Here is a 25,298-nt window from a genome sequence, read left to right as displayed (position 1 = left end):
GTGGCAAGATGGCGACAACATCTCTTGCCATGAGGGCCATCGGGGAGTGTTCGTTTGCAGGATCATTTGAGGTTCGCTGGAGCGGAGCCGACGGTACAACGCGACGCGCTTGAAACCATTATCCGGGACGATCCGGTGTTGATGGATATCCTGGTGCGCCTGCGAGCGCTGGATCTGCCCGATCCTCTTCTGGGTTCGGGGGCGATCTACAATACGGTTTGGAACGTCCTGACGGGACGCCCGCGCCTTACCGGCATAAAAGACGCAGACGTGGTCTACTTCGACGGCACCGACACTTCCTGGGAGGCGGAAGATGCCGTCATCCAGCGGGCGGCGCTATGGTTCGCAGGCGTCCCGATACCCGTCGAGGTGCGCAACCAGGCACGGGTCCATTTGTGGTTTCCGAAAAAGTTCGGCGTGCCCTATCCGCAATTGCACTCCAGCGCCGACATGATGCTGAACTTTGCCTCGCGCACCCATGCCGTCGCCGTGCGGCTCGAACCAGACGGGCGCCTAGTAACTCATGCGCCTTTCGGACTCGACGATATCTTCTCGTTCCGGGTCACGCCCAACACGCGGCTGAACAATAGGATTACTCACACCATCAAGGCCGAGCGGGCGCGAGCCGTGTGGCCCGAGCTCAGCGTGGTGCCCTGGCCCGACTGATTGGGCATTTGCGTGCCCAAGGTAAAAAAACAGAAATCCCCGCTCGCGCGGGGATTTTGTATTTGGCTGCCGTATTGGCGCGGCCTATTCGGCTTCGTCGGCGGATGCCGAATTGAGCTGGCCGTATTTCTCGATGCCGATCTTGTCGAGCAGGTCGAGCTGGGTTTCGAGGAAGTCGATATGGCCTTCCTCATCGGCCAGCAGGGCCTCGAACAGGTTCTTGGAGACATAGTCGCCAAGCTGCTCGCAGAGCTCGCGGCTTGCCTTGTAGGCGGCGCGGGCGTCATACTCACCAGCCAGGTCGGCTTCGAGGACTTCCTTGATGGTCTGGCCGATGCGCAAGGGCGCAACACGCTGCAGGTTGGGATGGCCCTCGAGGAAAATGATGCGCTCGATCAACCGATCGGCGTGGTGCATTTCCTCGATGGATTCTGCGCGTTCCTTGGCAGCCAGCTTCTTGTAGCCCCAGTCGTCCAGGAGACGAAAGTGGACCCAATACTGGTTGACTGCACCGAGTTCGAGAAAGAGGGCTTCGTTAAGCCGCTCGATGACCTGCGCTTCGCCTTTCACGACGTACTCCACTCCGTAGCTTCTTGAGCTTCTCAAGACCGGTCGGGAGAGCGAGAACCTCACCCGACTGCTGGGCTTGCTGTGAGTGATAGTTTTCCGTGACGCGAACGATAATGTCCACCACATTCGGTACGCAGCCGCCGCATTTGGCACGACGGCTGAGTTCGCTGTAGACCATGGCCGGAACCACCAGCTGCCAGGGATCGGCGCGCAGCAAATCGAGGACGATGCTCTCGATTTCCTTGCTGGTGATCATGTTGCACTGGCAGACGAGCATGGACGTGGGGTCCGGGTGGTTACGACGGCCGCATAAAGCGACTCGATTAGCTGAATGTCAATGTCAGAATTTGTCGCTGGTGAACGCCGGGGCTTAGCCCTTGCGTTCCTGCTGGCGCCGCGCCGCGATGACGGCGGCCGATGCAGCGGTGCGGTGCGCCGAGGAGAAGAACTCGCGATGCGCCAGGATGATGATCGTGGCCAAGCACGCCGCCAGCGGCAGCCATTCCGAGACGAACCAGGCGACGGTGGCGACCGAGAAATAGTAGGCGCGGATGCCGCTGTTGAAGTTGCGGGCGCCCAGGGCATTCATCGCCGTAATGGCGTCGATTTCGTCCTCGGTCAGCGGGGTATCGTGGTCGATGGCGCCCAGCATGATGCAGAAGTGATTGAACTGGCGCAGCGACAGGGTGAAGGCGAAGAAGGCCAGCACGAACATGGCCAGCATCACGACAAGGTGCAGCTGCACGTCGAGCGCCGTATAGGTCCGTTCCAGCGACAGTTCGCCCAGCGTCGTCATCAGGGCGGGGACCTGTCCGAACACGGCAAAGATCGCCAGAATAAGCAGCACGGCGGTCGATGCGAGAAAGCTCACCGACCCCATGATGTTGCCGGAGAGGATGGCGTCGAACGGCGATTCCCGGCGCGAGGCATTGGCCACCCAGCGGCGGCGCTGCATGTTCATGATCGAGGACAGTGAGGGCCGCACCTTTTCGATCTGCGGCACGATGATGTTGTACGCCAGATAGCAGAGCAGCGGCAGGATGGTGGAGAACAGCGTCGTCGACAAGATTTGCCCCGCAGGCGTTGTGGTTCGTGATGCGCCGACGGCAGGGGTGACGCCTGCCGCCGGCGCGCCGATCCTAGATCGGACGAGGATAGCGCCGATGGATGGCGTCGATCTCGACCAGAAGCTCGGGCGACAGCGTCAGATTATGGGCGCCAATGGCATTGCGCAATTGGTCCGTGCTGGTGGCGCCGATGATGACGGAGGACGTGAAGGGCCGGGTCATCGCAAAGGCGATGGCCATCTGCGACACGTCCAGGCCCCAGCGGTTGGCCAGCTCAAGATACGCCTTGCCGGCGGTTTCGGAATGCTCGCTCAGACGCCAGAAGGCTTTCTGATAATGCGCGCGGCTGCCCTCGGGCATCTGCCCGTCAAAGTATTTCCCGGTGATCAGCCCGGCAGCCAGCGGGGAATAGGCCAAGAGGCCCACATCCTCGTGATGGCTAAGTTCGGCCAGGTCGAGATCGAAGTGGCGGCGCAGCAGGTTGTATTCGTTCTGCACCGAAACCAGGCGCGGCAGGCCCCGGGCTTCGGCGATGCGGAGCCACTGGGCGATGCCCCAGGTGGTCTCGTTGGACACACCGATATGGCGCAGCTTGCCCTCGGCTACCAGTTCGCCCAGCGTTTCGAGCATTTCCTCGATATGGGCCAGGGTGTCGGCCGAATCCTGCTTGTGCGGCGCGTAGGTCCAGGCGCCGTCGAAATTGTAGCTGCCGCGGCTGGCCCAGTGGATCTGGTAAAGGTCGACATAGTCGGTCTTGAGACGGCGGAGGCTCTCTTCGAGCGCGGTGCGAATCGAGATGCGGTCGGGGCGCGCGCCGTCGCGGAGGAAGGCGTTGCCGCCGCCGCCGATCTTGGAAGCGATGATCCACTGGTCGCGCTTGCCGGTGCGCGTCACCCAGCTGCCGATGATTTCCTCGGTGCGGCCGGAGGTTTCGGCGCTGCCTGGCACGGCATAAAGTTCGGCCGTATCCATGAAGTTGATGCCGGCCTCGAGCGCCATATCGATCTGGGCATGGCCCTCAGCCTCGGTATTCTGGCTGCCCCAGGTCATGGTGCCCAGGCAAAGTTCGGTGACCCGCAGGTCAGTGCGGCCAAGCGTCTTCAGTTTCATCAAGCAATCCGGCGGTAATTCTGAGGTGCGTGCACACTAGCCCAAGCTGCCGCGATTGCCAGACTTGGGAGCCCAGAAAAAGGCCTGCGTCAAAAAAGCTTCACACGGCATCGCTTTAGGGGTTGAGCAATCAGAAACTACCCCCTATATACCCCTCACACCGCGAGCAACGCGGTAGAGATAACCGCTTCCAAGCATTGTTATCGAAGATTGACGCGGGATGGAGCAGCCCGGTAGCTCGTCAGGCTCATAACCTGAAGGTCGTAGGTTCAAATCCTACTCCCGCAACCAACAAGCCCAGCAAACTCAACGAGTTTGCTGGGCTTTTCCTTTTCCGGATCTTCAGCAGGCCACCACATTCACGGCGAGGCCGGCGAGACTGGTTTCCTTGTAGCGTTCGCTCATGTCGAGGCCGGTCTGGCGCATGGTCTCGATGCAGGCGTCGAGCGGCACGGCATGAGTGCCGTCGCCCTTGAGGGCGAGCGAAGCTGCGGTGACGGCCTTGACCGCGCCAAAGGCGTTGCGCTCGATGCAAGGGATCTGCACGAGCCCGCCGACCGGGTCGCAGGTCATGCCCAGATGGTGCTCCAGCGCGATCTCGGCGGCGTTTTCCACCTGGGTTGGCGTGCCGCCCATGATGGCGCAGAGCCCGGCGGCGGCCATGGCCGAGGCCGAGCCTACTTCGCCCTGGCAGCCCACTTCGGCACCCGAAATCGAGGCATTGTGCTTGATAATGCCGCCGACCGCCGCAGCCGTCAGCAGGTAGTCGCGGATATCGCTGTCGCCAGCAGCGGCGTTGAACTTGAGATAGTATTGCATCACCGCCGGAATGACCCCGGCCGCGCCGTTGGTCGGGGCGGTGACGACGCGGCCCCCCGCGGCGTTCTCTTCGTTGACAGCCATGGCGTAGAGGCTCAGCCAGTCATTGGCCATCAGCGGGGTCATCTCGTTGCGCTGCCATTGCGCATCGAGCTGGAGGAAGATGTTGCGCGCCCGGCGCTTGACGTTGAGACCGCCGGGCATGATGCCCTCCTGATCCAGCCCGCGCCGGATGCAGTTGTGCATCACCGACCAGATTTCATCGATGCCGCGATCGAGCGCAACGCGGCTGCGCGTCACTTCCTCATTGGCCCGCTTCATGCCGGCAATCGACAGGCCCGAGCGGGCCGCCATGTCGAGCATGTCCCTGGCATTGGCGAAGGGATAGGGCACGTCGGCCTGTTCGGGCGAGGCGCCCTTGATCGCCTCCAGCTCCTCGGCGGTGACGACAAAGCCGCCCCCGATGGAGAAATAGGCGCGACGCAACAACAGCTGGCCGTCTTCGTCATGGGCGGCAAACTGCAACCCATTGGGATGGCCAGGCAGGGCGTTCTTCTTGTCGAAGACCAGATCGACCGCCGGGCGGAAGCGATAGGGCGAATGGCCGGGCGGCTGCACCATGCCGCGGCCCTCGACCTCGGCAATCATGCCATCCATCGCGTCGGGATCGACCGTCTTGGGGTCCTGCCCGCACAGGCCCAGGATGACGGCACGGCCGCTGCCATGGCCGATGCCGGTAAAGGCTAGCGAGCCATGCAGGCTGGCGCTCAGCGCTGCGGGACGCGCGCTATGGGCACGGGGCCAGTTATTGGTTTGTAGCTCGTCGAGAAAGCGCCGCGCCGCGGTCATCGGCCCCATCGTGTGGGAACTCGAAGGTCCGATCCCGATCTTGAAGACGTCGAAAACCGATAGAAACATGGGCGTATTCTGCATGAAAGCAGCCGGTCAGCAATCGCAATCGACTGGGCCATTGTTGCCGATTTGGCAACAGTGCGTGGCTGTAGGGTCGATTGTGCGGGGTGGTCGGGTGGCCCTATGTATGGGTAACAAATTCAGGAGACTTCCATGGCCAGCTATCACTATCGCGAGGCACCGGGCGCCGATCCCTCGGCACCGCTCTTTGTGGTCTTCCACGGCACCGGCGGCGACGAAAACCAGTTTTTCGACCTGGCGGGGCAATTGCTGCCCGGCGCGCGGGTTATCGCCCCGCGGGGTGGTATCAGCGAGGGCGGGGCGCTGCGCTATTTCCGGCGTACCGGCGAGGGCGTCTATGACATGGACGATCTGGCCCTGCGCACAAGGCAGATGGTCGATTTCGTCGCCGAGCGCAAAGCCGAAGGCCAGCCGCGCCGCGTTGTTGGTCTGGGCTATTCCAATGGGGCCAACATTCTGGCCTCGATGCAGTTTGCTGCCCCGGACCTGTTCGATGCGACGGTGCTTATGCACCCGCTGATCCCCTTTGCGCCGCCGGCCACCGATTTCTCCGGCCGGCATGTGCTGATCACGGCGGGGCGGCGCGATCCCATCTGCCCGGCGCCCGCATCGCAGGCGCTCGGTGATTACTTCCAGGGCAACGGGGCCGCAACAACCCTGTTCTGGCACGACGGCGGTCATGAACTGCGGCCGGCCGAGTTGCAGGAAACCCAGCGCTTCCTCGCAACGCTGGGCTAGCCGTTTCAGAGCAGGCCGTGCTCCTGCATGGCCTGGTCTTCGTCCGGCGTCACATAGGCGAAGATCTTGGGCGTGCCCTGGGCGATGGTCACGAAGTAGAGGTTGGTGAAGGTGACATGGCCACTTTTGCCGGCCTTGTCGACATAGGCGAAATCCCAATCCACGTCGGCGACGCCATGCATGCGATCCAGTTCCGTCACTTTCAGACCCTTGATCGTCATGTGCTTGCCGCCCACGTCGCGATACCGGGCAAACCCCGAGGGGATCATGTTTCGGAACCGGTCATTGTTGGCGCCGCCCATTACCCCCTTGGGACTGGATTCAACGAAATAGGGTGCGAAGGCGCCGACCACGCCGTCGATATCCAGTTTTGGCGGGTCTTGCAGGGCATCGTCGGACCGTTTCCCATAGGCGTCGAAGAGGGCGCGGATCTTGGTTTCCAGCGGACTCATTGGTGACCTCCTTGCTCGTCGCTGAGACAACGCCCGGCGCGCCACAGAGTTCACCTGTCCGGGCGGATAAGCCCAGCTTTAACCAAACCTAGACTAGTAGCCGCTACATCTGGAGCTCCAGTCCCCACGGGGCAGACCGGATGGACGTTAGGCGCCAAATCACCGGGCTTCGAGCCAAGATCGCCAGCAGCCTGCGTGTTCGCGTGCTGATCCTGGTGGTTTTCGGCTTTGCGGTGGTGGCTGTGCCGGCCTATCTGGCCTTCAACTGGCTGGTTGCTTCTACCGTTGTGCAGCTGGGCACGCTGTTCGCTGAAAAACAGGTGCTCTACGACCGCTACCGGGGTCTGCAGGCACTGATGCGCGAAGTGTCGCTGGCCGAAACCCTGGCGGGATCGCAATCGATCCGCGATTGGGCCAATGACGAAACCAATCAGGATGCCAAGCGGCGCGGTCTCGCCGAGCTCGAGCATTTCCGCCAGTCCTTTGCCGATCACAGCTACTTCTTCGTCATCGGCGCCTCGGGCAATTACTACTTCAACGACGCCTCCAACGCCTATGCCGGCGCGCAATTCCGCTACACGGTCGATGCCGACAATCCGCGCGACAACTGGTATTTCGCCACTGCGGCGCTGGGCGATGGCTGTCACCTCAATGTCGATAACGACGCCAATCTGCGCGTCACCAAGGTGTGGATGAACTGCGTCATCCGCGAGGGCAGGCGGGTGCTGGGCGTGCTGGGTACCGGCATTGATCTCACCGCCTTCATTCAGGACGTGGTCAACGTTCCCCAGGTCGGCATTACCTCGATGTTCGTCGACCGGCAGGGCGCGGTGCAGGCCCATCGCGATCCCGACATGGTCGATCTGCGCAGCCTCACCCGGGAAATGAGCGCCAAGCGCACGGTCTTCTCGCTGGTCGATCGCCCCGAGGATCAGCAGGCCCTGCGCGAACTGATGGCCCAAGTGACTGGGGGCGACGTCATTGCGCAATCGCGCTTCATGCGGGTTGGCGGCAAGCAGACGCTTGTGGGCGTTGGCTATCTCGACCGGCTTGGCTGGTTCAACGTCACCATGATGGATATTGACGCCATCATCGACAAGCGCCTGTTTCTGCCCATCGGCCTGTTGCTGGGGTCGGTGATGGGGCTGGTGACCATCATGCTGGGGCTGGTCTTCAAGCGGCAGGTGCTCGATCGTCTTACCCGGCTCGAGTTCATGGTTCGCCGGGCCCGGGAAGGCGATTACGGCCCGGCGCTTTCGATGGGCGATCAGCCGCGCGACGAAGTGGGGCGGTTATCGACCGCCTTTGCCGAAATGGCGGTGGCGGTGACCGACAATACGCGGCTACTGGAGGCCCGCGTGCGCGAGCGCACCGAAGAGCTGCAAACCCTGGCTTTCCGCGATGGCCCGACGGGCCTCGCCAACCGGCGCGGCTTCATGGAGGCCTTCGTCGACAGCACCGGGGACCAGCGCAATGGCCTGCTGCTCATCGATATCGACCACTTCAAGGCAATCAACGACCGTTATGGCCACGCCGCCGGCGACAGCGTGATTGCCGAACTCGCCCGCCGCATCGCTGCCAGTATCGGCGATGGCAATGTCGCGGCGCGCTGGGGCGGCGACGAGTATCTGGTGCTGCTGCAGAACAGCGCCCCGCACCTGCTACGTTCCGCCGCGTTCGGCGTGATGGCGGCCATCAGCGACAAGCCGGTTATCCTGTCCGACGGGTGCCCGGTCGCGGTCAGCGTCAGCGTCGGCGCGTGCCTGCTCGACGCTGGCGACAGCATCGAGGTGGCGACTGAAATGGCCGACACCGCGCTCTACATGGCCAAGGACGATGGCCGCAACCGCGTCATCATTTTCGATGGCGATCGCCCCGATGGCGCGTCAGCCCGCGCGAACAGTTGATACCCAAAAGCAAGGAATCCACATGGTCATGATCCGCACTCTCGCGCCGGTTTTCGCGCTGGCCTTGCTGTCCGCGTCGGCCGCTGCCGCCAGCTTTGACTGCGCCAAGGCCAGCACGCCCTTCGAAAAGGCGATCTGCGACAATCCCGACCTGTCCAAGGCCGATGACCGCCTCGCCAAGACCTTTGCCACCGCGACTGGCGGGCTGTCGCCGGCGGCGCTCACCCTGGCACGCAACGATCAGCGCGGCTGGCTCGATTTTGCCCGGCGCACCTGCACCGACGACGCCAAGCCCTTGACCCGTGGCAGCTATGACGAGGATGGCGCGGCGTGCCTCGTCGCCACGTTCAACACCCGCAGCACGGCGCTCGAAAGCAGCCGCATGCTGGGCGGACTGCGCTTTTTCGTGCAATCGCATTACGACGTGCTGCCGGACCCCGATGAAGTGGGTAATCCCGATTCCTACTGGAAGCTGGCCAGCCATGTCGTGAACTACCCCCAGCTTGACGGCGACGATCCGCTGGCGGCTGGGTTCAACGCGGTGGTGCGCGCCAGCGCCGCAGAACTGGCGCCGTCGCTTGGCGAAGGCGGCAATAAGACCGATGTCGACGCCTCAGCGGATTCCACGGTCACCCTGGCAATCAAGGAAGTGGTCGGGGCCAACCGCATCACGCTCGATACCAGCACCTACTGGTATGGGCATGGCGCCGCGCATGGCAATTCGTCCGTCGGCTTCCTGCACTACTACGTGCCCGAGCAGCGCGCGCTGGAGGCCAGCGACGTGTTCGCGGGCAAAACCTGGAAGAAGGTGCTGACCGATGCGGCCTGGGACCAGCTGCAGGCCCAGCACGGCGAATGGCTGCAGGTTGATGATCGCAGCGAGATCGTCGAGGCGGTCACCGATCCCACCCGCTGGGACCTCTCCAATGCCTATGGTCTGGTGATCCAGTTCCAGCCCTACGAGGTGGCCGCCTATGCCTATGGCGCGCCCACCATCACCGTTCCCTGGGAAACGCTCGAAGCCATCAAGGCCGATAGCCAGGACAGCGTGCGCTATGGCTGGTAATCATGCGCGCAGGTCGGCCCATTCGGGGTGGCGGCGGAATTGCGCCACCACATAGGAGCAGACCGGGGTGATCTTGAAACCCTCGGCGCGGGCATCGGCGATGGCCTGATTGACCAGCCTGGCGGCGATGCCGCGGCCCTCATATTCGCGGGGCACGCCGGTATGGTCGATGATGATGGTGCCGTTCTCGCCCTTGCGGAACGTCATCTCGGCCTCGTATCCCGGCGCCAGATGGATGACGTAGCGGCCACGCGTGGCGCCATCTTCGCGCGTCACCGTGAGTTCAGTCTCGATCATGTGATTGCTCTCAAACTTGCTGCACCAGCCAATGTGGTCACAGCAGACCCCGCACGCAAGGCAGGGTCAAGGCTCAGATTGACTTGAAGCTTTCCAGCTCGGGGAACAGTGCCCGCTCGACGAGGAACGGATGGATGGCCAATGCCGCCACCATGTCCTTGAGCGCCAGATCGAGCTTGCCCTGGTTGCGGTAGATCACCGCGCGCCCCACCAGCGCACCGAAATGGCGCGGCTCCAGCGCGAGCACCTTGTCGATATCCTCCAGCGACTGCTCGTAGTTGGAGAGCAGGTAATTGATGGTGGCGCGCTGGTTCCAGCCTTCGGCATAATCGGGAAAGTCGGTGACAATGCCATCGAGCAGGGTCATTACGGCGGTGAAGTCGGCGCTCTGGCGCATCGCCATCACCTCGGCCATCCGGGCGGCGAGGGCGGCATCGGTCGGGGTGGTCCAGATCAGCCAGATTTCATTAGTGAGGGTTCGCGCAGTGGCGGCGTCGGGCGCCACGCGCAGCCGGGCAAACAGGGTATCGAGGGCGTCTTCGCGCGGTCCGCTCTGGGCAAAGGCTGGCCCTACGGTGACGGCATTGACCGCCAGCGGGCCCATCAGTGCAGCAGCTATGATCCCGGCAGATATCGAGCGGCGCATGATCGGGCGAGGTTGATCCTCTTTGCGCCGCTCCGCAAGCCCTCTTTCCGGCTTAGCGCGCGTGGTCCTGGTTGCCCCAGCGGGTCTGCAGCGAGCGGCCAAAGCCGCCCATCCAGGGTGCAAAGAACAGAAGGATGCGGCGGTGGTAGTGCAGCAGCACGAATAGCCCCGCCAGGATCAGCGTGCCGACCACGATGACCAGTTCGAGCGACAGGCCGATGGATTTCAGCCAGGCCGTCAGCAGCATGCCGGGCAGGATATGGGCTGCCGCCCAGGCAAAGGCCGAGGTGACGTTGATCAGGGTGAAATGGCCGTAACGCATGCCCATGATGCCGGCGACGCCGGGAATAACGGCTTTGACGCCCGGAATGAACCGGCCGATGAACACCGCCTTGCCGCCATGGCGGGCAAAGAACACCTCGCCCCGCGCGATCAGGTCCTTGTGGTGCTTGAAGGGCCAGACTTCCTTGATGGAATCCTTGAGGAAATGCCCGATCGTATAGGAGAGGGCGTCGCCGATAATGGCGCCGGTCACCGCGGCGAAATAGACCTCCCAGAAGGGCAGGCGCCCCTCGGCAATGATCCCGCCTGCCATCAGCAGCACAGGGGTCGAAGGCACGAACAGTCCGAGGATGAACACGGCCTCGCCGATGGCCACCGCGAAGATGAACCAGAAGGTCAGCCAGAAATTGCCCGAAATGGCGGCGAGAAAACTCTCGAGATAGGCAGAGACAGTATGGAAGACATCGAACATATCAGGCTCGGCCCCGGTCTGCTTGGGGCGTCATAAGCCACCAGCCGTTGACTTATGGCGTTCGGCACGACGATGCTCAAGCATTATCACGCAAGAGTTTTCGATGAGCCAGCTTCTCCACCACATGATCTCGGCCGGCCCGCGCCCGGTCGCCCCGTTTTCTCATGCCGTCGAAGCCGATGGCTTCGTGTTCGTCACGGGCCAGATGCCGACCAATCCGGCGGCCCCCGACGCACCGCTCCCGGCCGGCATCGAAGCGCAGACCCGGCGCGTGGTGGATAATCTGAAGCTGGTTCTGGGCGGCATCGGGCTGGGTCTTGAGCACGTCACCATGGCGCGCATCTACCTCACCGAATTCGAGCGCGATTATTCGGGTCTCAACGCGATCTGGCCAAGCTTCTTCGAGCCCGGAAAACTCCCCGCCCGCACCACAATCGGCGTCACCGCCCTCGCGGTGGGCGCCCTGGTCGAAATCGACCTGATCGCCCGGCGGCCGTAGCCCCAAGCTCGGTGTCACCCCGGCTCAAGGCCGGGATGACAGCGCGTATGCTTAGAGAGCTGTGCGTCCCGGGAATGTTGGGAGCCACCCTCCCTCCCCCTTGTGGGGAGGGAAGCGAGATAGGGCTTGGCGTCAGCCAAGTCCGTTCATCGAGCAGGGTGGGGGGTATGGGAGCCCCGATATCGCGACTGCGCGGGGTAAATTCTCGCCACCCACCGGCCGCTGCCCGCGGACTTGATCCGCGGGCCACTATCAGCACGGCACGGCGCTGCCCACGGATCAAGTCCGTGGGCAGCGCCGTGCGTGGCGGACCTTCGCGGTCCCAAGCGTCACTTAAGCCTGATAGGCCTTCACGTTCTGGGTCTGCTCGCCCATGCCCTCGATGCCGAGGCGCATGACGTTGCCGGGCTTGAGCCAGACCGGCTCGGGCTTGATGCCCATGCCGACGCCCGGCGGGGTGCCGGTGGAGATGATGTCGCCCGGCTGCAGGCTCATGAACTGGCTGACATAGCTTACCACATGGGCCACGCCGAAGATCATCGTCTTGGTCGAGCCGTTCTGGTAGCGCTTGCCGTCAACCTCGAGCCACATGCTCAGGTTCTGCGGGTCGGCAACTTCGTCGCGCGTCACCAGCCAGGGGCCGATCGGGCCGAAGGTGTCGCTGCCCTTGCCCTTGTCCCAGGTGCCGCCGCGCTCGATCTGGAAATGGCGCTCGCTGACGTCGTTGATGACGCAATAGCCGGCCACATAGTCCATGGCGTCGGCCTCGTCGACGTAGCGGGCTTCCTTGCCGATGACTACGCCCAGCTCGACTTCCCAGTCCGGCTTGATCGAGTTCTTGGGAATGATCACGTCGTCATTGGGGCCGATGATGGCGCTGGTGGCCTTCATGAAGATGATCGGCTCGGCCGGGATCGCAGCGCCGGTTTCGGCGGCATGGTCGGCATAGTTGAGGCCGATGCAGATGAACTTGCCGACATTGGCGACGCAGGGGCCGATGCGCTGGCCGGCATCGAGCTTGGGCAGCGCGTTGATGTCGGTTGCGGCGATCTTGGAGAGACCTTCGGCAGACAGCGTTGCGCCACCGATATCGGCAACCACGCCCGAAAGGTCGCGGATCGAGCCGTCTTCAGCCAGGATTGCGGGCTTTTCGGCGCCCTTGTTGCCAATACGAAGCAGTTTCATGTGGTGCGGTTCCCTCTTGCGGTTGCCCAAGGCCATAGAGCTAACATGTTAGCCTGTCGAGGGCGACGTTGGTCCCATGCGTTCGCCTGAAGCAATATTTAGGCGTCGGGGCGGATGACGCCCTTCTTCAGCAGGATATTGCCGTAGAGCCGCCGTTCGCCGGTCTGGATGATGGCGTAGCCGGTCTTGACGCGGGCGTAGAAGGCAAAGCGTTCCATCGAGGACAGGCCCATGGCCGGTTCATGCTGGCGGATAATGGCGTCGAAAGCATCCATCACCGGCTCGCGCTTGCCGGCGTCGCCCACCACCTGCATGCAGATGGCGGCCTCCTCGACGAAATCGTCGAGCGGCATCACGGTGAGGATCGCGTCGAGCACATCCGTGGCGCTGACACCGTCGAGCCGCACCAGCACCGGTCCGGCGGAATCGGCTGGATAGTTGGCGTCCACGATGGCGATTTCGTCGCCATGGCCCATGGCACGCAGAATGGCCAACAGGTCCGGGCCCAGAATGGGCGGGATATTCTTGAGCATGTTTCCTCCTCAGCTCGATCTTGGTGTGAAGGCGGTGGCCAGGCTAGCCGAAGGGGAAGGAATCGTCGTCCGAGCCCAGCGTAGCGCCGTCGGCAAAGGGGGCGGGATATTCGCGCGCAAACGCGAACAGCTCCACCATCACCGCGTCGATATGGGCACGGATGGCCCGCGCCGCCTGGTTCTGGTCGGCGGCCAGAATGCCGTCAAAGATCGCCTGGTGCTCGGCAATGGTCAGCGCCAGCCGGCGTGGGGTGATGATCAGCCGGCGTGCGCGATCGAGATTGGCGCGGGCGGAATCGATGATGCTCTTGATCCGGGTGAAGCCGAGCGAGCGATAGATGATGTCGTGGAATTCCACGTCGATGCGGTGGAAGTTTTCGGCGTCGTCGTGCTCGGCGGCTTCGCGCTGTGCGGCCAGGTTGGCGCGCAAGGCCTCGATCAAGTCAGCGTCGTGGCTGCCGATCAAGACGCGCAGGGCTTCCGATTCGAGCCCTTTGCGGATCAGCATATATTCGCGCACATCGGCGATGCGGATCAGCGAGACGGTCGAGCCGCGTTGCGGGGCGATGTCGACCAGCCCCTCGATCTGCAGGCGCGCCAGCGCCTCGCTCACTGGGAAGCGCGATACGCCGATTTCGGCGCAGATCAGCGACTTGTCGATGGCGCTGCCGGGGGGCAGGGCCAAGGTCACGATCGCATCGCGGATAATATTGGTCACTTCGGTCGTGACCGAGCCACGCGCCAGCGTCGCCGGGCGGACCATAAATGAATAGGGACTTGCTGCGGATGTCATGCTAACATGTTAGTTAGTGCCGTGCTGCTTTACAACGCCCGTCGCTGCCAATTGCGCGGCAATCTGGCGGCAAATGGGCTGGAGGTAAAGCGCCGGCCAGACCCGAGTTGCGAAAGTCCCCTGATCAATGTCCGAAACGATGACCCGCCCGCAGGCCAAGACCCTTGTGCTCAATGCAGCCGATAATATCGGAGTGGCCCTGGCCAACCTTGATGTCGGCACTGATACGCCGCAGGGCGTGGCCATTGTCCGGCGCGTGCCGCGCGGCCACAAGTTTGCCACTCGGCCGATCGCGGCGGGCGAGGCCATCATCAAGTTCGGGCAGATCATCGGCTTTGCCAAGGATGCGATCGTCCCCGGCGACTGGGTGCATGAGCACAATTGCGGCATGGGGGGCGCCGACGGATCGCTGACCCATGACTATGCCTTCACTGAGGGCGCCATCGCGCCCGACATGGTGCCGTTACCAGAGCGCGCCACCTTCGAGGGCTATCGCCGCGCCAATGGCAAGGTGGGCACCCGCAACTATATCGGCATCCTCACTTCGGTGAACTGCTCGGCCACCGTCGCCAAGTTCATGGCCGAGGCGATCACCCGCTCGGGCATTCTCGACGAATATCCCGACATCGATGGCGTCATTCCCTTCGTGCATGGCACGGGCTGCGCCATGGACCTGACCGGCGAAGGCTACCAGATTTTCCGCCGCACCCAGTGGGGCTATACCGCCAATCCCAATCTTGGCGCGGCATTGCTGGTGGGGCTGGGCTGCGAGGCCTTCCAGATCGACAAGATGAAGGAAACCTACGGCCTCAGCGAAACCGACACCTTCCAGACCATGACCATCCAGGAAATTGGCGGCACGCGGAAGATGATCGATTGGGGCGTCGAGCGCATCAAGGAGATGCTGCCGGTGGCCGCTCGCGCCCGCCGCGAAACCGTCGATGCGTCGGAACTGACGCTTGCGCTGCAATGCGGTGGCTCCGATGGCTATTCGGGCATCACCGCCAATCCGGCGCTCGGCGTCGCGGCCGATATTCTGGTGCGCCAGGGCGGCACGGCCGTCCTCAGCGAGACGCCCGAAGTCTATGGCGCCGAACACATGCTGACCCGCCGCGCCGTGTCGCGTGAAGTGGGCGAAAAGCTGATCGAGCGCATCCACTGGTGGGAAAACTACACCCAGCGCAACAACGGCGAGATGAACAACAATCCATCCCCCGGCAACAAGCTGGGCGGGCTGACCACCATTCTCGAAAAGTCGCTGGGCGCGACGGCCAAGGGCGGCACGACGCCGCTGACCGCCGTCTACGAATATGCAGAGCCGATCACCGAAAAGGGCTTCGTGTTCATGGACACGCCCGGCTTCGATCCGGTTTCGGCGACGGGGCAGGTGGCCGGCGGCGCCAATATCCTGGCCTTCACCACCGGGCGCGGCTCGGCCTATGGCTGCAAGCCCGTGCCCTCGATCAAGCTGGCCACCAATTCGGACATGTATGCGCGCATGTCCGAGGACATGGATATCAACTGCGGCGATATCGTCGAGGGCGTCTCCATCGAGGCCAAGGGCCAGGAGATTTTCGACCTGCTGCTGACCGTGGCCTCGGGCGCCCAGACCAAGTCGGAAGCGCTGGGCTATGGCGACAACGAATTCGTGCCGTGGCAGGTAGGGGCGGTGATGTGAGCACCCAGCAGGGCACAGTCGACTACATCCTTGAACAGAGCGCGGCGGCCGGCACGGTCACCGCGCGCAAGATGTTTGGCGAATTTGGCCTCTATTGCGACGGTAAGATCATGGCGCTGGTCTGCGACGACCAGCTGTTCATCAAGCCCACCGAGGCCGGCCACGCCTATCTCGGCACGGTCACCGAGGGCGAGCCCTATCCCGGCGCAAAACCCTATTTCCAGATCGATGGCGACCTTTGGGACGATGCCGACTGGCTGGCGGGCCTCGTGCGGGTAACGGCGGCGGAGCTGCCGCTGCCCAAGCCGAAAAAGCCGAAGAAGTGACGTCATGCGCGGCGCCCACGCCATCATAACCGGTCGGGTGCAGGGGGTGGGCTTCCGCTATTGGGTCGAGGCCGAAGCCGTTTCGCGCGGGCTCGGCGGCTGGGTGCGCAACCGGCGCGACGGGTCCGTCGAAGCGGTCTTTTCCGGTGAGCCTGCCGCCGTCGAGGCGATGCTCGAAGCATGCTGGGATGGCCCCGGTGCCGCGCTGGTCAGCGGCGTGCTGGTTTCGGACAGCGATGAAACCCACGGCGGCTTCGCAATCCGCGCCACTCTCTAGCCTGCGCGCAGCCGATAGACTGACCCCACCCGGCCCGCCTTTTCCCGCGCATCCCCCACGTCGCCCACGGGATAGGACGCCACCAGTTCCAGCCGCTCCAGCGGCAGGTCGCGCCGGTTGGGATCGCCGATCAGCACCGCGATCCCCGCTGCTCGGCACCGCTCGAGAAATGGCAGCATGCGCGCCGCCACTTCGGAATTGTAGAACACGTCGCCCGCCGCGATCAGCTCGATATCAGCCGGTGGTGGCCCGTCGATATCGACATCGACCAGCGCCACAGCTACATTATTGGCCGTCGCGTTGAGCATGATGGCCGCCCGCCCATTGGGGTCGATCTCCGCGGCTTCAACCATCGCTCCGGCTTTGGCCGCGACAATCCCCACCAGCCCTGATCCGGCGCCTAGATCGAGCAGACGCCGGCCCGCCACCAGCGCCGGATGGCTCTCGAAATGCCGCGCCAGCGCCATGCCGCCCGCCCACGGATAGGCCCAATACGGCGCCGGCGGATCGGGGTCATCCTCGCCCGCCAGCTGCGACAGCCGGCTGCCCGGATGGGCGGCATAGAGCACGGTGCCGGGCAGCCCGGGCACCGGGTCGAGCCGCAAATGCCGCCTGATGAAGTCGGATCGATCCAATATCTGCCTCCGCGCCCGGTTCGGGCGCTATCGTGATAACCACCAAAGGAGGGACAGTCACGTGTCCGCACCCGTCAACACAACCACACCCCGCTTCGTCATCCTTTCCGGTTGTTCGGGCGGCGGGAAGTCCACGCTCCTGGCCGAATTGGGCCGACGCGGCTATCCCAGCGTGCCCGAGCCCGGCCGCCGCATCGTGGCCGAAGAACTGGCCACAGGCGGCGCCGCCTTGCCGTGGGTGGATCCCGCCGCCTTCCTGCACCGCGCCATCGCCATGGCGCAAGCCGACTATACAGCCGCCGATCGTGCGGGTTGGGTGTTCTTCGATCGCGCCCTGGTCGATGCCGCTGCCGGGCTGGCCCATCTCGCCGGGCAACCCGTGCCCGCCGAATTGCCGCGGTATCATCACCAGGTGTTCCTGACCCCGCCCTGGCCCGAAATCTACGTTAGGGATGGCGAGCGCCAGCATGGGCTCGATGCCGCCATCGCCGAGTATGAGCGTCTGTTGCAGGACTATCCGGCGCTCGGTTACGCGGTCACCATCGTGCCGCGTCTGCCGGTAGCCGAACGCGCCGATTTCGTGCTGGCCGAGCTGGGCCTTTAGGGGCGTTGCAAGCCGGTCGCGTTGACATAGGTTGCCATCAGATACTCGCTGGCGGTGATGAACAGCCGGTTCCGCCGCGGTCCGCCAAACACCACATTGCTGGTCTTGGCCCCGGTCCTGATGCGGCCGAGCAGGTCTCCGGCCGGGTCGTAGACATTCACCCCCAGCCCGGCGCTGGTCCATACATTGCCCTCGGTATCGAGCCGGAAGCCGTCGGGCAGGCCGGAGTCGATATCAGCGAACACCGTACCATTGCGCAGCTGCGCTCCCGCCACGTCGAAGCGGCGGATATGAGCAGGCCAGTCCGGATCATGGCTTTGCCCGGTGTCGGAGACATAGAGCATGGATTCATCGGGCGAAAAGGCCAGCCCATTGGGCTTGGCGAAATCGTCGGCGACGACGCGCAGCGATCCGTCGGCCGGGTCAAATCGGTAGACGAAACACCCCGCCTGTTCCTGATCGGATTTGTAGCCTTCATAGTCCGACAGAATGCCGTAGCTGGGGTCGGTGAACCAGATCGTGCCGTCCGACTTGACCACAACGTCATTGGGCGAGTTGAGCCGCCGACCCTCGAAACGGTCGACCAGCGTGGTGACGCTGCCGTCCCATTCGGTACGCAGCACGGCCCGCGCACCATGCGAGCACGAAATCAGCCGCCCCTCCCGGTCGCGGGTATTGCCGTTGACATAGTTGGAGGGGCTGCGGAACACGGTAACGCCCAGCTCGGGCACCCATTTCAGCATGCGATTATTGGGAATATCGCTCCAGATCAGGTGGTTGGCGTCGCCAAACCACACCGGCCCTTCTGCCCAGCGGCACTGGTCATACAGCACTTCGAGTGCAGCATTGCCGATGGTCAGGGCATGGAATTTCCTGTCGATATACTCAAGCGCGTCGCCGCCAATAGCCATGTGCTCCTCCGTCGCCACGCATTGGAGATCATGCCCGCCCCCGTTGCAAGCGGCGCGCACCTATCCCGCCACCATGCTCACCGAGTCACCCGGCACCGAGCCGGGTGCAGCCCCCTGCTTATTCATCTTGTCCCCGCCCCAAACGCCCGTGCGACACTCCCCCCATCAGCCATGCGGGGATGGAGTTGCAACGATCAACTGCATGGCGACGGCCGGGAGGGCTGGGGATCGTTACCCGGCCTGGGTCCGCGGAAGGTGGCAAGCCACCAGAGAGTCCGCCCGCCAGAAATCCCGGCGCCCCGGGGCGAGTTGCGCCTCACTAAAATACCAAACCAGGGGCGAAACCCGCCTCGGGGCACCATCTCCTCGACCCGCAACCGCGTCCGGCGGCGCCTGCGCACGTCTCATTGACGACTAACATGTTAGTTGCTAGGCAGGCGTAAATCCGGAGTTTCAGCATGGCCGCGCTCGACAAGATCCTCACTGTTGATGAGATGAAGACCAAGGCGCGCCGCAGCGTGCCCAAGATGTTCTTCGAATATGCCGATAGCGGCAGCTATACCGAGGGCACCTATCGCGACAACGAGAGCGACTTTAACAAGATCAAGCTGCGCCAGAAGGTGGCGGTCAATCTGGAAGGGCGCAATCTCAAGACATCAATGCTGGGCAAGCAGATCACCATGCCGGTGGCCATTGCCCCGGCGGCAACCGGCGGCATGCAGGTGGCCGATGGAGAGATCAAGGCCGCCAAGGCCGCCGAGAAATACGGCATTCCCTTCACGCTTTCGACCATGGCCGTGTGTTCGATCGAGGATATTGCCGAGAACACCACGGCCCCATTCTGGTTCCAGCTCTACGTGATGCGCGATCGCGGCTTCATCGAGCGGCTGATCGACCGCGCCAAGGCGGCCAAGTGCTCGGCGCTGGTGCTCACCATGGATCTGCAGATCCTGGGCCAGCGCCACAAGGATATCCATAACGGGCTCTCCACTCCGCCCAAGTTCAACGCCTATTCAGTCTGGCAGATGATGCAGCACCCGCTGTGGTGCGCGCGCATGCTGGGCACCAAGCGCCACACCTTCCGCAACATTGTCGGCCATGTAAGCGGTGATCACGATCTGGCATCGCTGTCGGCCTGGACGGCCAGCCAGTTTGATCCCACGCTCAACTGGGCCGATATCGCCTGGGTCAAGAAGCGCTTTGGCGGCCCGGTCATCGTCAAGGGCGTGCTCGATCCCGACGATGCGCGCCTGGCGTTGCAGCACGGGGCCGATGCCATCATCGTGTCCAACCATGGCGGCCGCCAGCTCGATGGCGCCCCATCGACCATTCGCGTGCTGCCCGAGATCATTGATGCGGTGGGCGACAAGACCGAGGTCTATCTCGATAGCGGCATTCGCTCGGGGCAGGACGTGCTCAAGGCCATGGCCTATGGCGCCAAGGGCACCTTTATCGGCCGCCCCATGCTCTATGGCCTGGGGGCCGGGGGCGAAGCTGGGGTGACGCGCGTGCTCGATATCATCCGCAAGGAGCTCGACACCACGATGGCGCTGTGTGGCGAACGCGACATTCTCAATGTCGGCCTGCACAACATCTATTCCAACGACCTGCCGCCCCGGAACCCGCCGGTGGCGCGGGCCTAGTCCGGGCCAGCTGACTTATCCCCGATAGGGCCGGCTGGCGGTAACATCACCTTCGGTCAATTGCCGGTAGACGGCCTGCGACAGCACTTTCATCCGGTCAGCCGGCAGGGTGCCGACCACCGTGCAGGTGATGCGGGCATTGGCCCAGTAGAAGGCTTCGGCGCCGTCGTAATTGGTGAACTGATAGGCCGGCTGGCCATCGGGCAGGGCGGCGGTCACATAGATGGTGATGCGCTCCTTGGCCGGGCTTTCATACATCAGCTGGGCAGCGCGCCCCCCGGCATGTTCGGCCCCCGGCAGCAGGCGCCCGCCCAGCAGGGTAAAGCCTTCGGGCACGAGATCGGGCATGCCCAGCCGAGTATCGAGGCGGTTGGATAGCCAGGTGCTCAGATGCTCGGAATCGTCGCTCCCCACTTCGACGGCGTGGCGGTTCTCGGCGACATAGACATTGTGGGCGTTGACCGCATCGGCAATCAGCACGGCGCTGGCCGGCGGGGTATCGAACAGGGGGCGGACGAGCCACCCGGCGCCCAGCCCGAGCCCCACCAGCACGACGGCCGCAGCCCCCCAGCCCCAGGCGCGGTTGCGCCGCTGGCGCAGTTCGGCGGCGATGCGGCGGGGCCTCAGCCGGGCGGGCACGGCCTCGGCGCCGGCCGGGTCGAACAGCGCCTTGATCGCGCCGTTCTGGCGCGCAATCAGCGCGACCTCCGCTGCGGCTTCCGGATTTGACTGCAGATGGGCGTCGACGGCCTCACGCTCGGCATCGCTCAATTGCCCGTCGGCATAGGCCATCAGCATGTCGCGGGTGATGTCACTCATTTGACCGTCCTCAGATAGGGCTCGGAGGGGGTGCCGGTCAGCACCCTCAGGGCGGCGCGGGCCCGGCCGATGCGGCTCATCAGCGTACCCAGGGGAATGTTCAGAATGTCGGCAGCCTCCTTGTAGGCCAGCCCTTCCAGCGCCACGAGCAGCAGGGCTTCCTTCTGCTCCAGCGGCAGCGTGTCGATGGCGCGGGCCATTTCGGCAAGGGCAATGTGACCCGGCTGTGTCGCCGGGGTCGAGGGTTCGGGCACGAGGTCGATATCGACAATCTGCCCCCGCCGCTGCGAGCTGCGCAGCGCATTGCGGTGCAGATTGAGCAGAATCGTGAAGAGCCAGGCGCGGACCGGCCCGGTGGGACGAAACAGGCCGCGTCTGGAGATTGCGCGTTCCAGGCAATCCTGCACGAGGTCATCGGCCAGGTCGGCACTGCGCGTCAGGGCCCTGGCATAGCGCCGCAAGGCCGGCACGCAGGCTTCGATCTGGTCGATGAGGTCGTCCACGGATTGCCTCGGGTCTATTCGATGGCAAGATGCCAGACGCCGCCGACGCCGTCGCCGGTAATATCGCCGGGCGCCTTGTCGTCCTTCCACAGATAGAGCGGCAGGCCCTTATAGGCCCACATCTTGGTGCCGTCGGTGCGGTCCACCAGGGTGAACTCACCATCGGCCTTTGCAGAGGCATCGGCCATCAGCGGCGGCCAGTTGATGGCGCATTGCTCATAGCAATTGGTCACGCCGGGCGCGTCCTTGTCGAAGATATAGAGGGTCATGCCATTGGCATCGGTGAGCACCATCTTGCCGCCGATATCGGCGGATTTGACGGCTCCACCGACATAGTCCTCGGCCAGGGCAGGGGCGGCCAGCAAGGCGATGGCCGCTACACCGGCCAGGATCGAACGAAACTTCATACCATGTTCCCTTCCAAATTCGGGGCCGCCTCGCGGCCCGCAGAAGGGTAAACACCGCAGGCGCATGTTTAATCCCGATCATCACCGAACATTCGTCTCAAGTTGTCGGCAAGCGATCTACTTGCTGTTGCAGCAACCTGCTGGACAGAACTGTTGTGGACTGCTTGTTTACTTCACCGATTGGCGCTGGTCAGGGAGAGGCGGGAGCCGATCGGCATCGCATGCAGCGTGCATGCGACAAGGGAGAGAGTGTATGAAGAGACGTGAATTCTTCAAAACGGCTTCGGTTGCCACGATTGGCGCCGCTGCGGCCACCTCGCTGGCCGCACCCGCTATCGCACAGGGCACCATCAACTGGCGCATGGTCACCACGTGGCCCAAGAATTTCCCCGGCCTCGGCGTGGGTGCGCAGAATTTTGCCGATCGCGTGGGTCGCGCGTCCGGTGGGCGCCTGAATATCCAGGTCTATGCAGCTGGCGAGATGGTGCCCGGCCTGCAGGCGCTGGATGCAGTGATCGACGGCTCGGCCGAACTCAGCCACGGCACCCCCTATTACTGGCAGAACAAGAGCCAGGGCCTCAGCTTCTTCACCGGCGTGCCCTTCGGCATGACCAGCCGCGAACTAACCGCCTGGGTTCGCCACCTGGGCGGCCAGGAAATCTGGGACGAAATCTATGACGGATTTGGCCTGCAGGGGTTCCTGTCGGGCGATACCGGCACGCAGGCTGGCGGCTGGTTCCGCAATGAACTGACCGGCGTTGCCGACGTTCAGGGTCTGCGTTTCCGTACCCCCGGGCTTGGCGGGCAGGTCTGGGGCAAGCTCGGCGCCTCGGTGACCAACCTGGCCGCGGGCGAGATTTTCGCCGCGCTGCAGTCGGGCACGCTCGATGCCGCCGAATTCGTCGGCCCCTATAACGATCTGGCACTGGGCTTTTATCAGATCGCCAAGAACTACTATTTCCCGAGCTTCGTCGAGCCGGGTCTTGCGACTGAAATCGCGGTCGACAAGGCCAAGTTCCAGGAGCTGCCGGAAGACCTGCAGGAAGTCGTGCGCTACTGCGCCCAGGCGTCCTATGATGACGTCGCCGCCGACATGTATGCCAATGACCCGCGCTCGCTGCGGGTTCTGGCCAATGACCATGGCGTTGCCATCCGCCGTTTCCCCGAGGAAATTCTGGAGGCCGGTGCAAAGGCATCAATGGAACTGATCGCTGAAATCCGCGAAGGCGGCGATGCGATGACCAAAAAGACGGCCGAAAGCTTCGTTACAGCGTTCAACCTGTTGCGCGAACGCACCGAGGGCACCGACATGCCCTATCTGGCGGCCCGCGAAAAGTACGTGAAGTACACCTGATCGGGCCTGGCCTGAAAACAGGAAGCCCGGGTGTCATGCACCCGGGCTTTTTTGTTGGCTTGGCGATCCAGGCTTACTTGTAGATCAGGCTGGGCAGCCAGGTGACCAGTTCGGGGAAGATGAAGAGGATGGCCAGCCCCGTCAGCTGCAGCAGCACGAAGGGAATGACGCCCTTGTAGATCATGCCGGTGGTGATCGAAGCCGGCGCGACCCCGCGCAGGTAGAACAGCGAGAAGCCGAAGGGCGGCGTCAGGAAGCTGGTCTGCAGGTTCACGCCCACCGCCACGCCCAGCCAGACAGGGTCGACGCCCAGTGCGAGCAGGATCGGCGCGGTGATCGGGATCACGATGAAGATGATCTCGAACGTGTCGAGGATGAAGCCGAGCAGGAACATGATCGCCATGACGATGATCGTGGCGCCGATGGCCCCGCCCGGCATGTTCGAGAGCAGTTCATGCACGAGGTTGTCGCCGCCCATGACGCGGAACACCACCGAGAACACCGCCGCGCCAAACAGGATGATGAACACCATCGAGGTAATGGTGGCGGTGGAGATCACGGCTTCGCGCAGCACCCGGAAGTTGAGCTGGCGCGACAGCAGGGCCAGCAGCATGGCGCCCACCGAGCCGACCGAGGCGGCCTCGGTCGGGGTGGCGATGCCGCCCAGGATCGAACCGAGCACGGCAACGATCAGCAGCAGCGGCGGCACCAGGGCGACGGCGACTTCCTTGAGCAGGCCCTCTTTTTCCGCCTCGGGAACCGGCGTTGCCGGGCACGATTTGGGATCGGTCACCGCCTTGAAGATCACCCAGAGCGCATAGAGCGCGACCAGCACCATGCCTGGGATGAAGGCCCCGGCGAACAGCGACCCCACCGAAACCGGCTCGGGGGCGAAATTGCCCTTTTCCATCTGCACCTGGGCATTGATGCCCGAGAGCATGTCGCCCATGAAGATCAGCACGGTGGAGGGCGGAATGATTTGGCCCAGCGTGCCCGAGGCGCAGATGACGCCGGTGGCCAGCTTGGGATCATAGCCAGCGCGCATCATGGCCGGCAGGGAGATCAGCCCCATCGTGACCACTGTCGCGCCCACGACGCCCGTCGAAGCGGCCAGCAATGCGCCCACCAGAATGACCGAGAGGCCCAGCCCGCCGCGCATATTGCCGAACAGCTTGCCCATGGTCAGCAGCAGGCGCTCGGCAATGCCGGTGCGTTCCAGCATCACGCCCATGAAGATGAAGAGCGGCACGGCGACCAGCACTTCATTGGTCATGTTGCCGATGAAGCGCGAGGCCAGGAAGCCCAGGTTGGAGGGGTCGAAGACCCCCAGCATAAAGCCGACCAGGCCAAAGATCAGGGCGGTGCCGGCGAGGCTGAAGGCGACGGGAAAGCCCAGCATCAACACGCCGATGATGCCGAAGAACATCAGGCCGGAGAGGATTTCTCCGAGGAGTTTTGGATCCATCAGCCGTGCCCCTTCTCGGCTTCGTAGCGCAGGTTGGGTGGAAGCAGGTCTTGCTTGTTGTTCAGCACGAGAATGGACCGTGCTGCCATGGCCAGACCCTGCAAGGTGACCAGCGCGGCGAAGACGAGAATGAAGCTCTTGAGAACGAACAGGCCCGGCATGCCGCCGATATTGGCGGAGCCCTCCCAGATGCGCCACGAGCGCTGCACATAGGGCAGACCGAACGAGATCACGACATACATGAAGGGCAGTAGGAACAGCACGACGCCGATGAGGTCGGCGGTAGCCTTCCAGCGCAGCGATGCGGGCCTATAGAAAATGTCCACCCGGACGTGGTCCTGCCGCAGCAGGGCAAACCCGGCAACGCCGGTGAACATGGCGCCGTTCACCCACACATAGAGGTCCTGCATCCACAGGTGACTGGTGTGAAAGAAGTAGCGCTGGATGACGACGGTAAAGCACACAAGCACACAGGCAAGGGCCAGCCAGGACAGGGTTTCCCCCACAACCCTGTTCAGGGTGCTGACCCCTTTGATGAAGCCGACAAGCAATCTCAAGTGGTTCCTCCTTCTGACTGGCAGGCGGGGTATCCCCTTGTCCTTCCAATCAATCTCCCTGGCGTTGATTGAACAGGAACAATG

At 63.5% G+C, this 25,298-nt stretch carries 30 protein-coding genes and 1 tRNA gene; 12 read left to right on the top strand and 19 right to left on the bottom strand.

What is annotated here, in order from left to right:
* Positions 1 to 66: 66 nt before the first annotated feature.
* Positions 67 to 666, top strand: coding sequence for a nucleotidyltransferase family protein (locus tag ACZ5WT_RS03845; protein ID WP_464286069.1), 600 nt, complete (start codon positions 67 to 69; stop codon positions 664 to 666).
* 84 nt (positions 667 to 750) lie between these two features.
* Here ACZ5WT_RS03845 and bfr read toward each other — a convergent pair whose 3' ends face one another.
* The 4 genes from bfr to ACZ5WT_RS03825 all read right to left on the bottom strand — a co-directional run bounded on the left by bfr (position 751) and on the right by ACZ5WT_RS03825 (position 3,413).
* Entirely contained in the window at positions 751 to 1,236 is a 486-nt protein-coding gene (bfr, locus tag ACZ5WT_RS03840; RefSeq protein ID WP_464286068.1) for a bacterioferritin, read from the bottom strand.
* Positions 1,202 to 1,492 carry a (2Fe-2S)-binding protein gene (locus ACZ5WT_RS03835; protein WP_464286067.1) on the bottom strand — a complete coding sequence of 97 codons (291 nt, stop codon included), beginning with the start codon at positions 1,490 to 1,492 and terminating at the stop codon, positions 1,202 to 1,204. The genes bfr and ACZ5WT_RS03835 overlap by 35 nt, the downstream gene beginning before the upstream one ends.
* 114 nt (positions 1,493 to 1,606) lie before the next feature.
* Positions 1,607 to 2,302: a DUF599 domain-containing protein gene (locus ACZ5WT_RS03830; protein WP_464286066.1), complete on the bottom strand. Its 696-nt coding sequence runs from the start codon at positions 2,300 to 2,302 to the stop codon at positions 1,607 to 1,609.
* A 73-nt stretch (positions 2,303 to 2,375) separates the two neighbouring features.
* Positions 2,376 to 3,413, bottom strand: a complete 1,038-nt coding sequence (locus ACZ5WT_RS03825; protein ID WP_464286065.1) for an aldo/keto reductase — start codon at positions 3,411 to 3,413, stop codon at positions 2,376 to 2,378.
* 214 nt (positions 3,414 to 3,627) lie between these two features.
* Here ACZ5WT_RS03825 and ACZ5WT_RS03820 point away from each other — a divergent pair.
* A tRNA-Met gene (locus tag ACZ5WT_RS03820) sits at positions 3,628 to 3,704 on the top strand.
* Between the two features lie 51 nt (positions 3,705 to 3,755).
* On the opposite strand, the gene ACZ5WT_RS03815 is transcribed toward ACZ5WT_RS03820, so the two are convergent.
* Positions 3,756 to 5,150: an L-serine ammonia-lyase gene (locus tag ACZ5WT_RS03815; RefSeq protein ID WP_464286064.1), complete on the bottom strand. Its 1,395-nt coding sequence runs from the start codon at positions 5,148 to 5,150 to the stop codon at positions 3,756 to 3,758.
* 147 nt (positions 5,151 to 5,297) lie between these two features.
* Here ACZ5WT_RS03815 and ACZ5WT_RS03810 point away from each other — a divergent pair, with 147 nt between their 5' ends.
* A complete protein-coding gene (locus ACZ5WT_RS03810; protein ID WP_464286063.1) occupies positions 5,298 to 5,903 on the top strand; it encodes an alpha/beta hydrolase in 606 nt (201 codons plus the stop codon).
* Between the two features lie 5 nt (positions 5,904 to 5,908).
* Here ACZ5WT_RS03810 and ACZ5WT_RS03805 read toward each other — a convergent pair whose 3' ends face one another.
* Positions 5,909 to 6,355, bottom strand: a complete 447-nt coding sequence (locus tag ACZ5WT_RS03805) for a hypothetical protein (protein WP_464286062.1) — start codon at positions 6,353 to 6,355, stop codon at positions 5,909 to 5,911.
* A 140-nt stretch (positions 6,356 to 6,495) separates the two neighbouring features.
* Here ACZ5WT_RS03805 and ACZ5WT_RS03800 point away from each other — a divergent pair, with 140 nt between their 5' ends.
* Positions 6,496 to 8,262: a sensor domain-containing diguanylate cyclase gene (locus tag ACZ5WT_RS03800; protein WP_464286061.1), complete on the top strand. Its 1,767-nt coding sequence runs from the start codon at positions 6,496 to 6,498 to the stop codon at positions 8,260 to 8,262.
* 28 nt (positions 8,263 to 8,290) lie between these two features.
* Entirely contained in the window at positions 8,291 to 9,328 is a 1,038-nt protein-coding gene (locus ACZ5WT_RS03795; protein WP_464286060.1) for a DUF3298 domain-containing protein, read from the top strand.
* Here the strand turns inward: ACZ5WT_RS03795 and ACZ5WT_RS03790 are convergent, their stop codons facing one another.
* The 3 genes from ACZ5WT_RS03790 to ACZ5WT_RS03780 all read right to left on the bottom strand — a co-directional run bounded on the left by ACZ5WT_RS03790 (position 9,329) and on the right by ACZ5WT_RS03780 (position 11,025).
* Entirely contained in the window at positions 9,329 to 9,625 is a 297-nt protein-coding gene (locus ACZ5WT_RS03790; RefSeq protein ID WP_464286059.1) for a GNAT family N-acetyltransferase, read from the bottom strand.
* A 73-nt stretch (positions 9,626 to 9,698) separates the two neighbouring features.
* The gene (locus tag ACZ5WT_RS03785) at positions 9,699 to 10,271 is read right to left on the bottom strand and encodes a tetratricopeptide repeat protein (protein WP_464286058.1); all 573 of its coding nucleotides are present in this window, start codon (positions 10,269 to 10,271) and stop codon (positions 9,699 to 9,701) included.
* Between the two features lie 52 nt (positions 10,272 to 10,323).
* The gene (locus tag ACZ5WT_RS03780) at positions 10,324 to 11,025 is read right to left on the bottom strand and encodes a DedA family protein (RefSeq protein WP_464286057.1); all 702 of its coding nucleotides are present in this window, start codon (positions 11,023 to 11,025) and stop codon (positions 10,324 to 10,326) included.
* Positions 11,026 to 11,149: 124 nt separating this feature from the next.
* Here ACZ5WT_RS03780 and ACZ5WT_RS03775 point away from each other — a divergent pair, with 124 nt between their 5' ends.
* Positions 11,150 to 11,524: a RidA family protein gene (locus ACZ5WT_RS03775; protein ID WP_464287148.1), complete on the top strand. Its 375-nt coding sequence runs from the start codon at positions 11,150 to 11,152 to the stop codon at positions 11,522 to 11,524.
* Between the two features lie 333 nt (positions 11,525 to 11,857).
* Here ACZ5WT_RS03775 and ACZ5WT_RS03770 read toward each other — a convergent pair whose 3' ends face one another.
* The 3 genes from ACZ5WT_RS03770 to ACZ5WT_RS03760 form a co-directional block, all read right to left on the bottom strand.
* Positions 11,858 to 12,709, bottom strand: a complete 852-nt coding sequence (locus ACZ5WT_RS03770; protein WP_464286056.1) for a fumarylacetoacetate hydrolase family protein — start codon at positions 12,707 to 12,709, stop codon at positions 11,858 to 11,860.
* A 98-nt stretch (positions 12,710 to 12,807) separates the two neighbouring features.
* Positions 12,808 to 13,242, bottom strand: coding sequence for an RbsD/FucU family protein (locus tag ACZ5WT_RS03765; RefSeq protein WP_464286055.1), 435 nt, complete (start codon positions 13,240 to 13,242; stop codon positions 12,808 to 12,810).
* Between the two features lie 43 nt (positions 13,243 to 13,285).
* Complete coding sequence (locus ACZ5WT_RS03760) at positions 13,286 to 14,035, bottom strand: GntR family transcriptional regulator (RefSeq protein ID WP_464286054.1); 750 nt, start codon at positions 14,033 to 14,035, stop codon at positions 13,286 to 13,288.
* Between the two features lie 127 nt (positions 14,036 to 14,162).
* Here ACZ5WT_RS03760 and ACZ5WT_RS03755 point away from each other — a divergent pair, with 127 nt between their 5' ends.
* From ACZ5WT_RS03755 to ACZ5WT_RS03745, 3 genes are read left to right on the top strand one after another with little or no spacing between them, the layout of a single operon-like run.
* Positions 14,163 to 15,713 carry a UxaA family hydrolase gene (locus tag ACZ5WT_RS03755; protein WP_464286053.1) on the top strand — a complete coding sequence of 517 codons (1,551 nt, stop codon included), beginning with the start codon at positions 14,163 to 14,165 and terminating at the stop codon, positions 15,711 to 15,713.
* Positions 15,710 to 16,039, top strand: coding sequence for a TfoX/Sxy family protein (locus ACZ5WT_RS03750; RefSeq protein WP_464286052.1), 330 nt, complete (start codon positions 15,710 to 15,712; stop codon positions 16,037 to 16,039). The genes ACZ5WT_RS03755 and ACZ5WT_RS03750 overlap by 4 nt, the downstream gene beginning before the upstream one ends.
* Positions 16,040 to 16,043: 4 nt before the next feature.
* On the top strand, positions 16,044 to 16,316 hold the full coding sequence (locus ACZ5WT_RS03745) for an acylphosphatase (RefSeq protein WP_464286051.1): 273 nt from the start codon (positions 16,044 to 16,046) through the stop codon (positions 16,314 to 16,316).
* Here ACZ5WT_RS03745 and ACZ5WT_RS03740 read toward each other — a convergent pair.
* On the bottom strand, positions 16,313 to 16,951 hold the full coding sequence (locus ACZ5WT_RS03740) for a class I SAM-dependent methyltransferase (RefSeq protein ID WP_464286050.1): 639 nt from the start codon (positions 16,949 to 16,951) through the stop codon (positions 16,313 to 16,315). The two genes, ACZ5WT_RS03745 and ACZ5WT_RS03740, sit on opposite strands and share 4 nt — an antisense overlap.
* A gap of 61 nt (positions 16,952 to 17,012) precedes the next feature.
* Here ACZ5WT_RS03740 and ACZ5WT_RS03735 point away from each other — a divergent pair, with 61 nt between their 5' ends.
* Complete coding sequence (locus ACZ5WT_RS03735; RefSeq protein ID WP_464286049.1) at positions 17,013 to 17,555, top strand: AAA family ATPase; 543 nt, start codon at positions 17,013 to 17,015, stop codon at positions 17,553 to 17,555.
* Here ACZ5WT_RS03735 and ACZ5WT_RS03730 read toward each other — a convergent pair.
* The gene (locus tag ACZ5WT_RS03730) at positions 17,552 to 18,466 is read right to left on the bottom strand and encodes an SMP-30/gluconolactonase/LRE family protein (protein WP_464286048.1); all 915 of its coding nucleotides are present in this window, start codon (positions 18,464 to 18,466) and stop codon (positions 17,552 to 17,554) included. The genes ACZ5WT_RS03735 and ACZ5WT_RS03730 overlap by 4 nt on opposite strands.
* A 458-nt stretch (positions 18,467 to 18,924) precedes the next feature.
* Between ACZ5WT_RS03730 and ACZ5WT_RS03725 the strand changes: the two genes are divergently transcribed.
* Positions 18,925 to 20,109, top strand: a complete 1,185-nt coding sequence (locus ACZ5WT_RS03725; RefSeq protein ID WP_464286047.1) for an alpha-hydroxy acid oxidase — start codon at positions 18,925 to 18,927, stop codon at positions 20,107 to 20,109.
* Positions 20,110 to 20,124: 15 nt separating this feature from the next.
* On the opposite strand, the gene ACZ5WT_RS03720 is transcribed toward ACZ5WT_RS03725, so the two are convergent.
* The 3 genes from ACZ5WT_RS03720 to ACZ5WT_RS03710 are packed head-to-tail and all read right to left on the bottom strand — an operon-like array spanning position 20,125 to position 21,838.
* On the bottom strand, positions 20,125 to 20,928 hold the full coding sequence (locus tag ACZ5WT_RS03720; RefSeq protein ID WP_464286046.1) for an anti-sigma factor family protein: 804 nt from the start codon (positions 20,926 to 20,928) through the stop codon (positions 20,125 to 20,127).
* Positions 20,925 to 21,431 carry a sigma-70 family RNA polymerase sigma factor gene (locus tag ACZ5WT_RS03715; RefSeq protein ID WP_464286045.1) on the bottom strand — a complete coding sequence of 169 codons (507 nt, stop codon included), beginning with the start codon at positions 21,429 to 21,431 and terminating at the stop codon, positions 20,925 to 20,927. Before ACZ5WT_RS03715 ends, ACZ5WT_RS03720 begins: the two co-directional genes overlap by 4 nt.
* A 14-nt stretch (positions 21,432 to 21,445) precedes the next feature.
* A complete protein-coding gene (locus ACZ5WT_RS03710) occupies positions 21,446 to 21,838 on the bottom strand; it encodes a COG4315 family predicted lipoprotein (RefSeq protein ID WP_464286044.1) in 393 nt (130 codons plus the stop codon).
* 253 nt (positions 21,839 to 22,091) lie between these two features.
* Here ACZ5WT_RS03710 and ACZ5WT_RS03705 point away from each other — a divergent pair, with 253 nt between their 5' ends.
* Positions 22,092 to 23,192 (top strand): TRAP transporter substrate-binding protein, encoded by a 1,101-nt coding sequence (locus ACZ5WT_RS03705; protein ID WP_464286043.1) that lies wholly within the window; start codon positions 22,092 to 22,094, stop codon positions 23,190 to 23,192.
* A 73-nt stretch (positions 23,193 to 23,265) separates the two neighbouring features.
* Here ACZ5WT_RS03705 and ACZ5WT_RS03700 read toward each other — a convergent pair whose 3' ends face one another.
* Positions 23,266 to 24,657 carry a TRAP transporter large permease gene (locus ACZ5WT_RS03700; protein ID WP_464286042.1) on the bottom strand — a complete coding sequence of 464 codons (1,392 nt, stop codon included), beginning with the start codon at positions 24,655 to 24,657 and terminating at the stop codon, positions 23,266 to 23,268.
* Positions 24,657 to 25,214, bottom strand: a complete 558-nt coding sequence (locus ACZ5WT_RS03695) for a TRAP transporter small permease subunit (RefSeq protein ID WP_464286041.1) — start codon at positions 25,212 to 25,214, stop codon at positions 24,657 to 24,659. Before ACZ5WT_RS03695 ends, ACZ5WT_RS03700 begins: the two co-directional genes overlap by 1 nt.
* Between the last annotated feature and the right edge of the window lie 84 nt (positions 25,215 to 25,298).

It is taken from the genome of Devosia sp. T2-14 (assembly GCF_055397495.1).
Note: the sequence above shows the minus strand (reverse complement) of the source record. Positions and strands in the feature narration are given on the sequence as shown.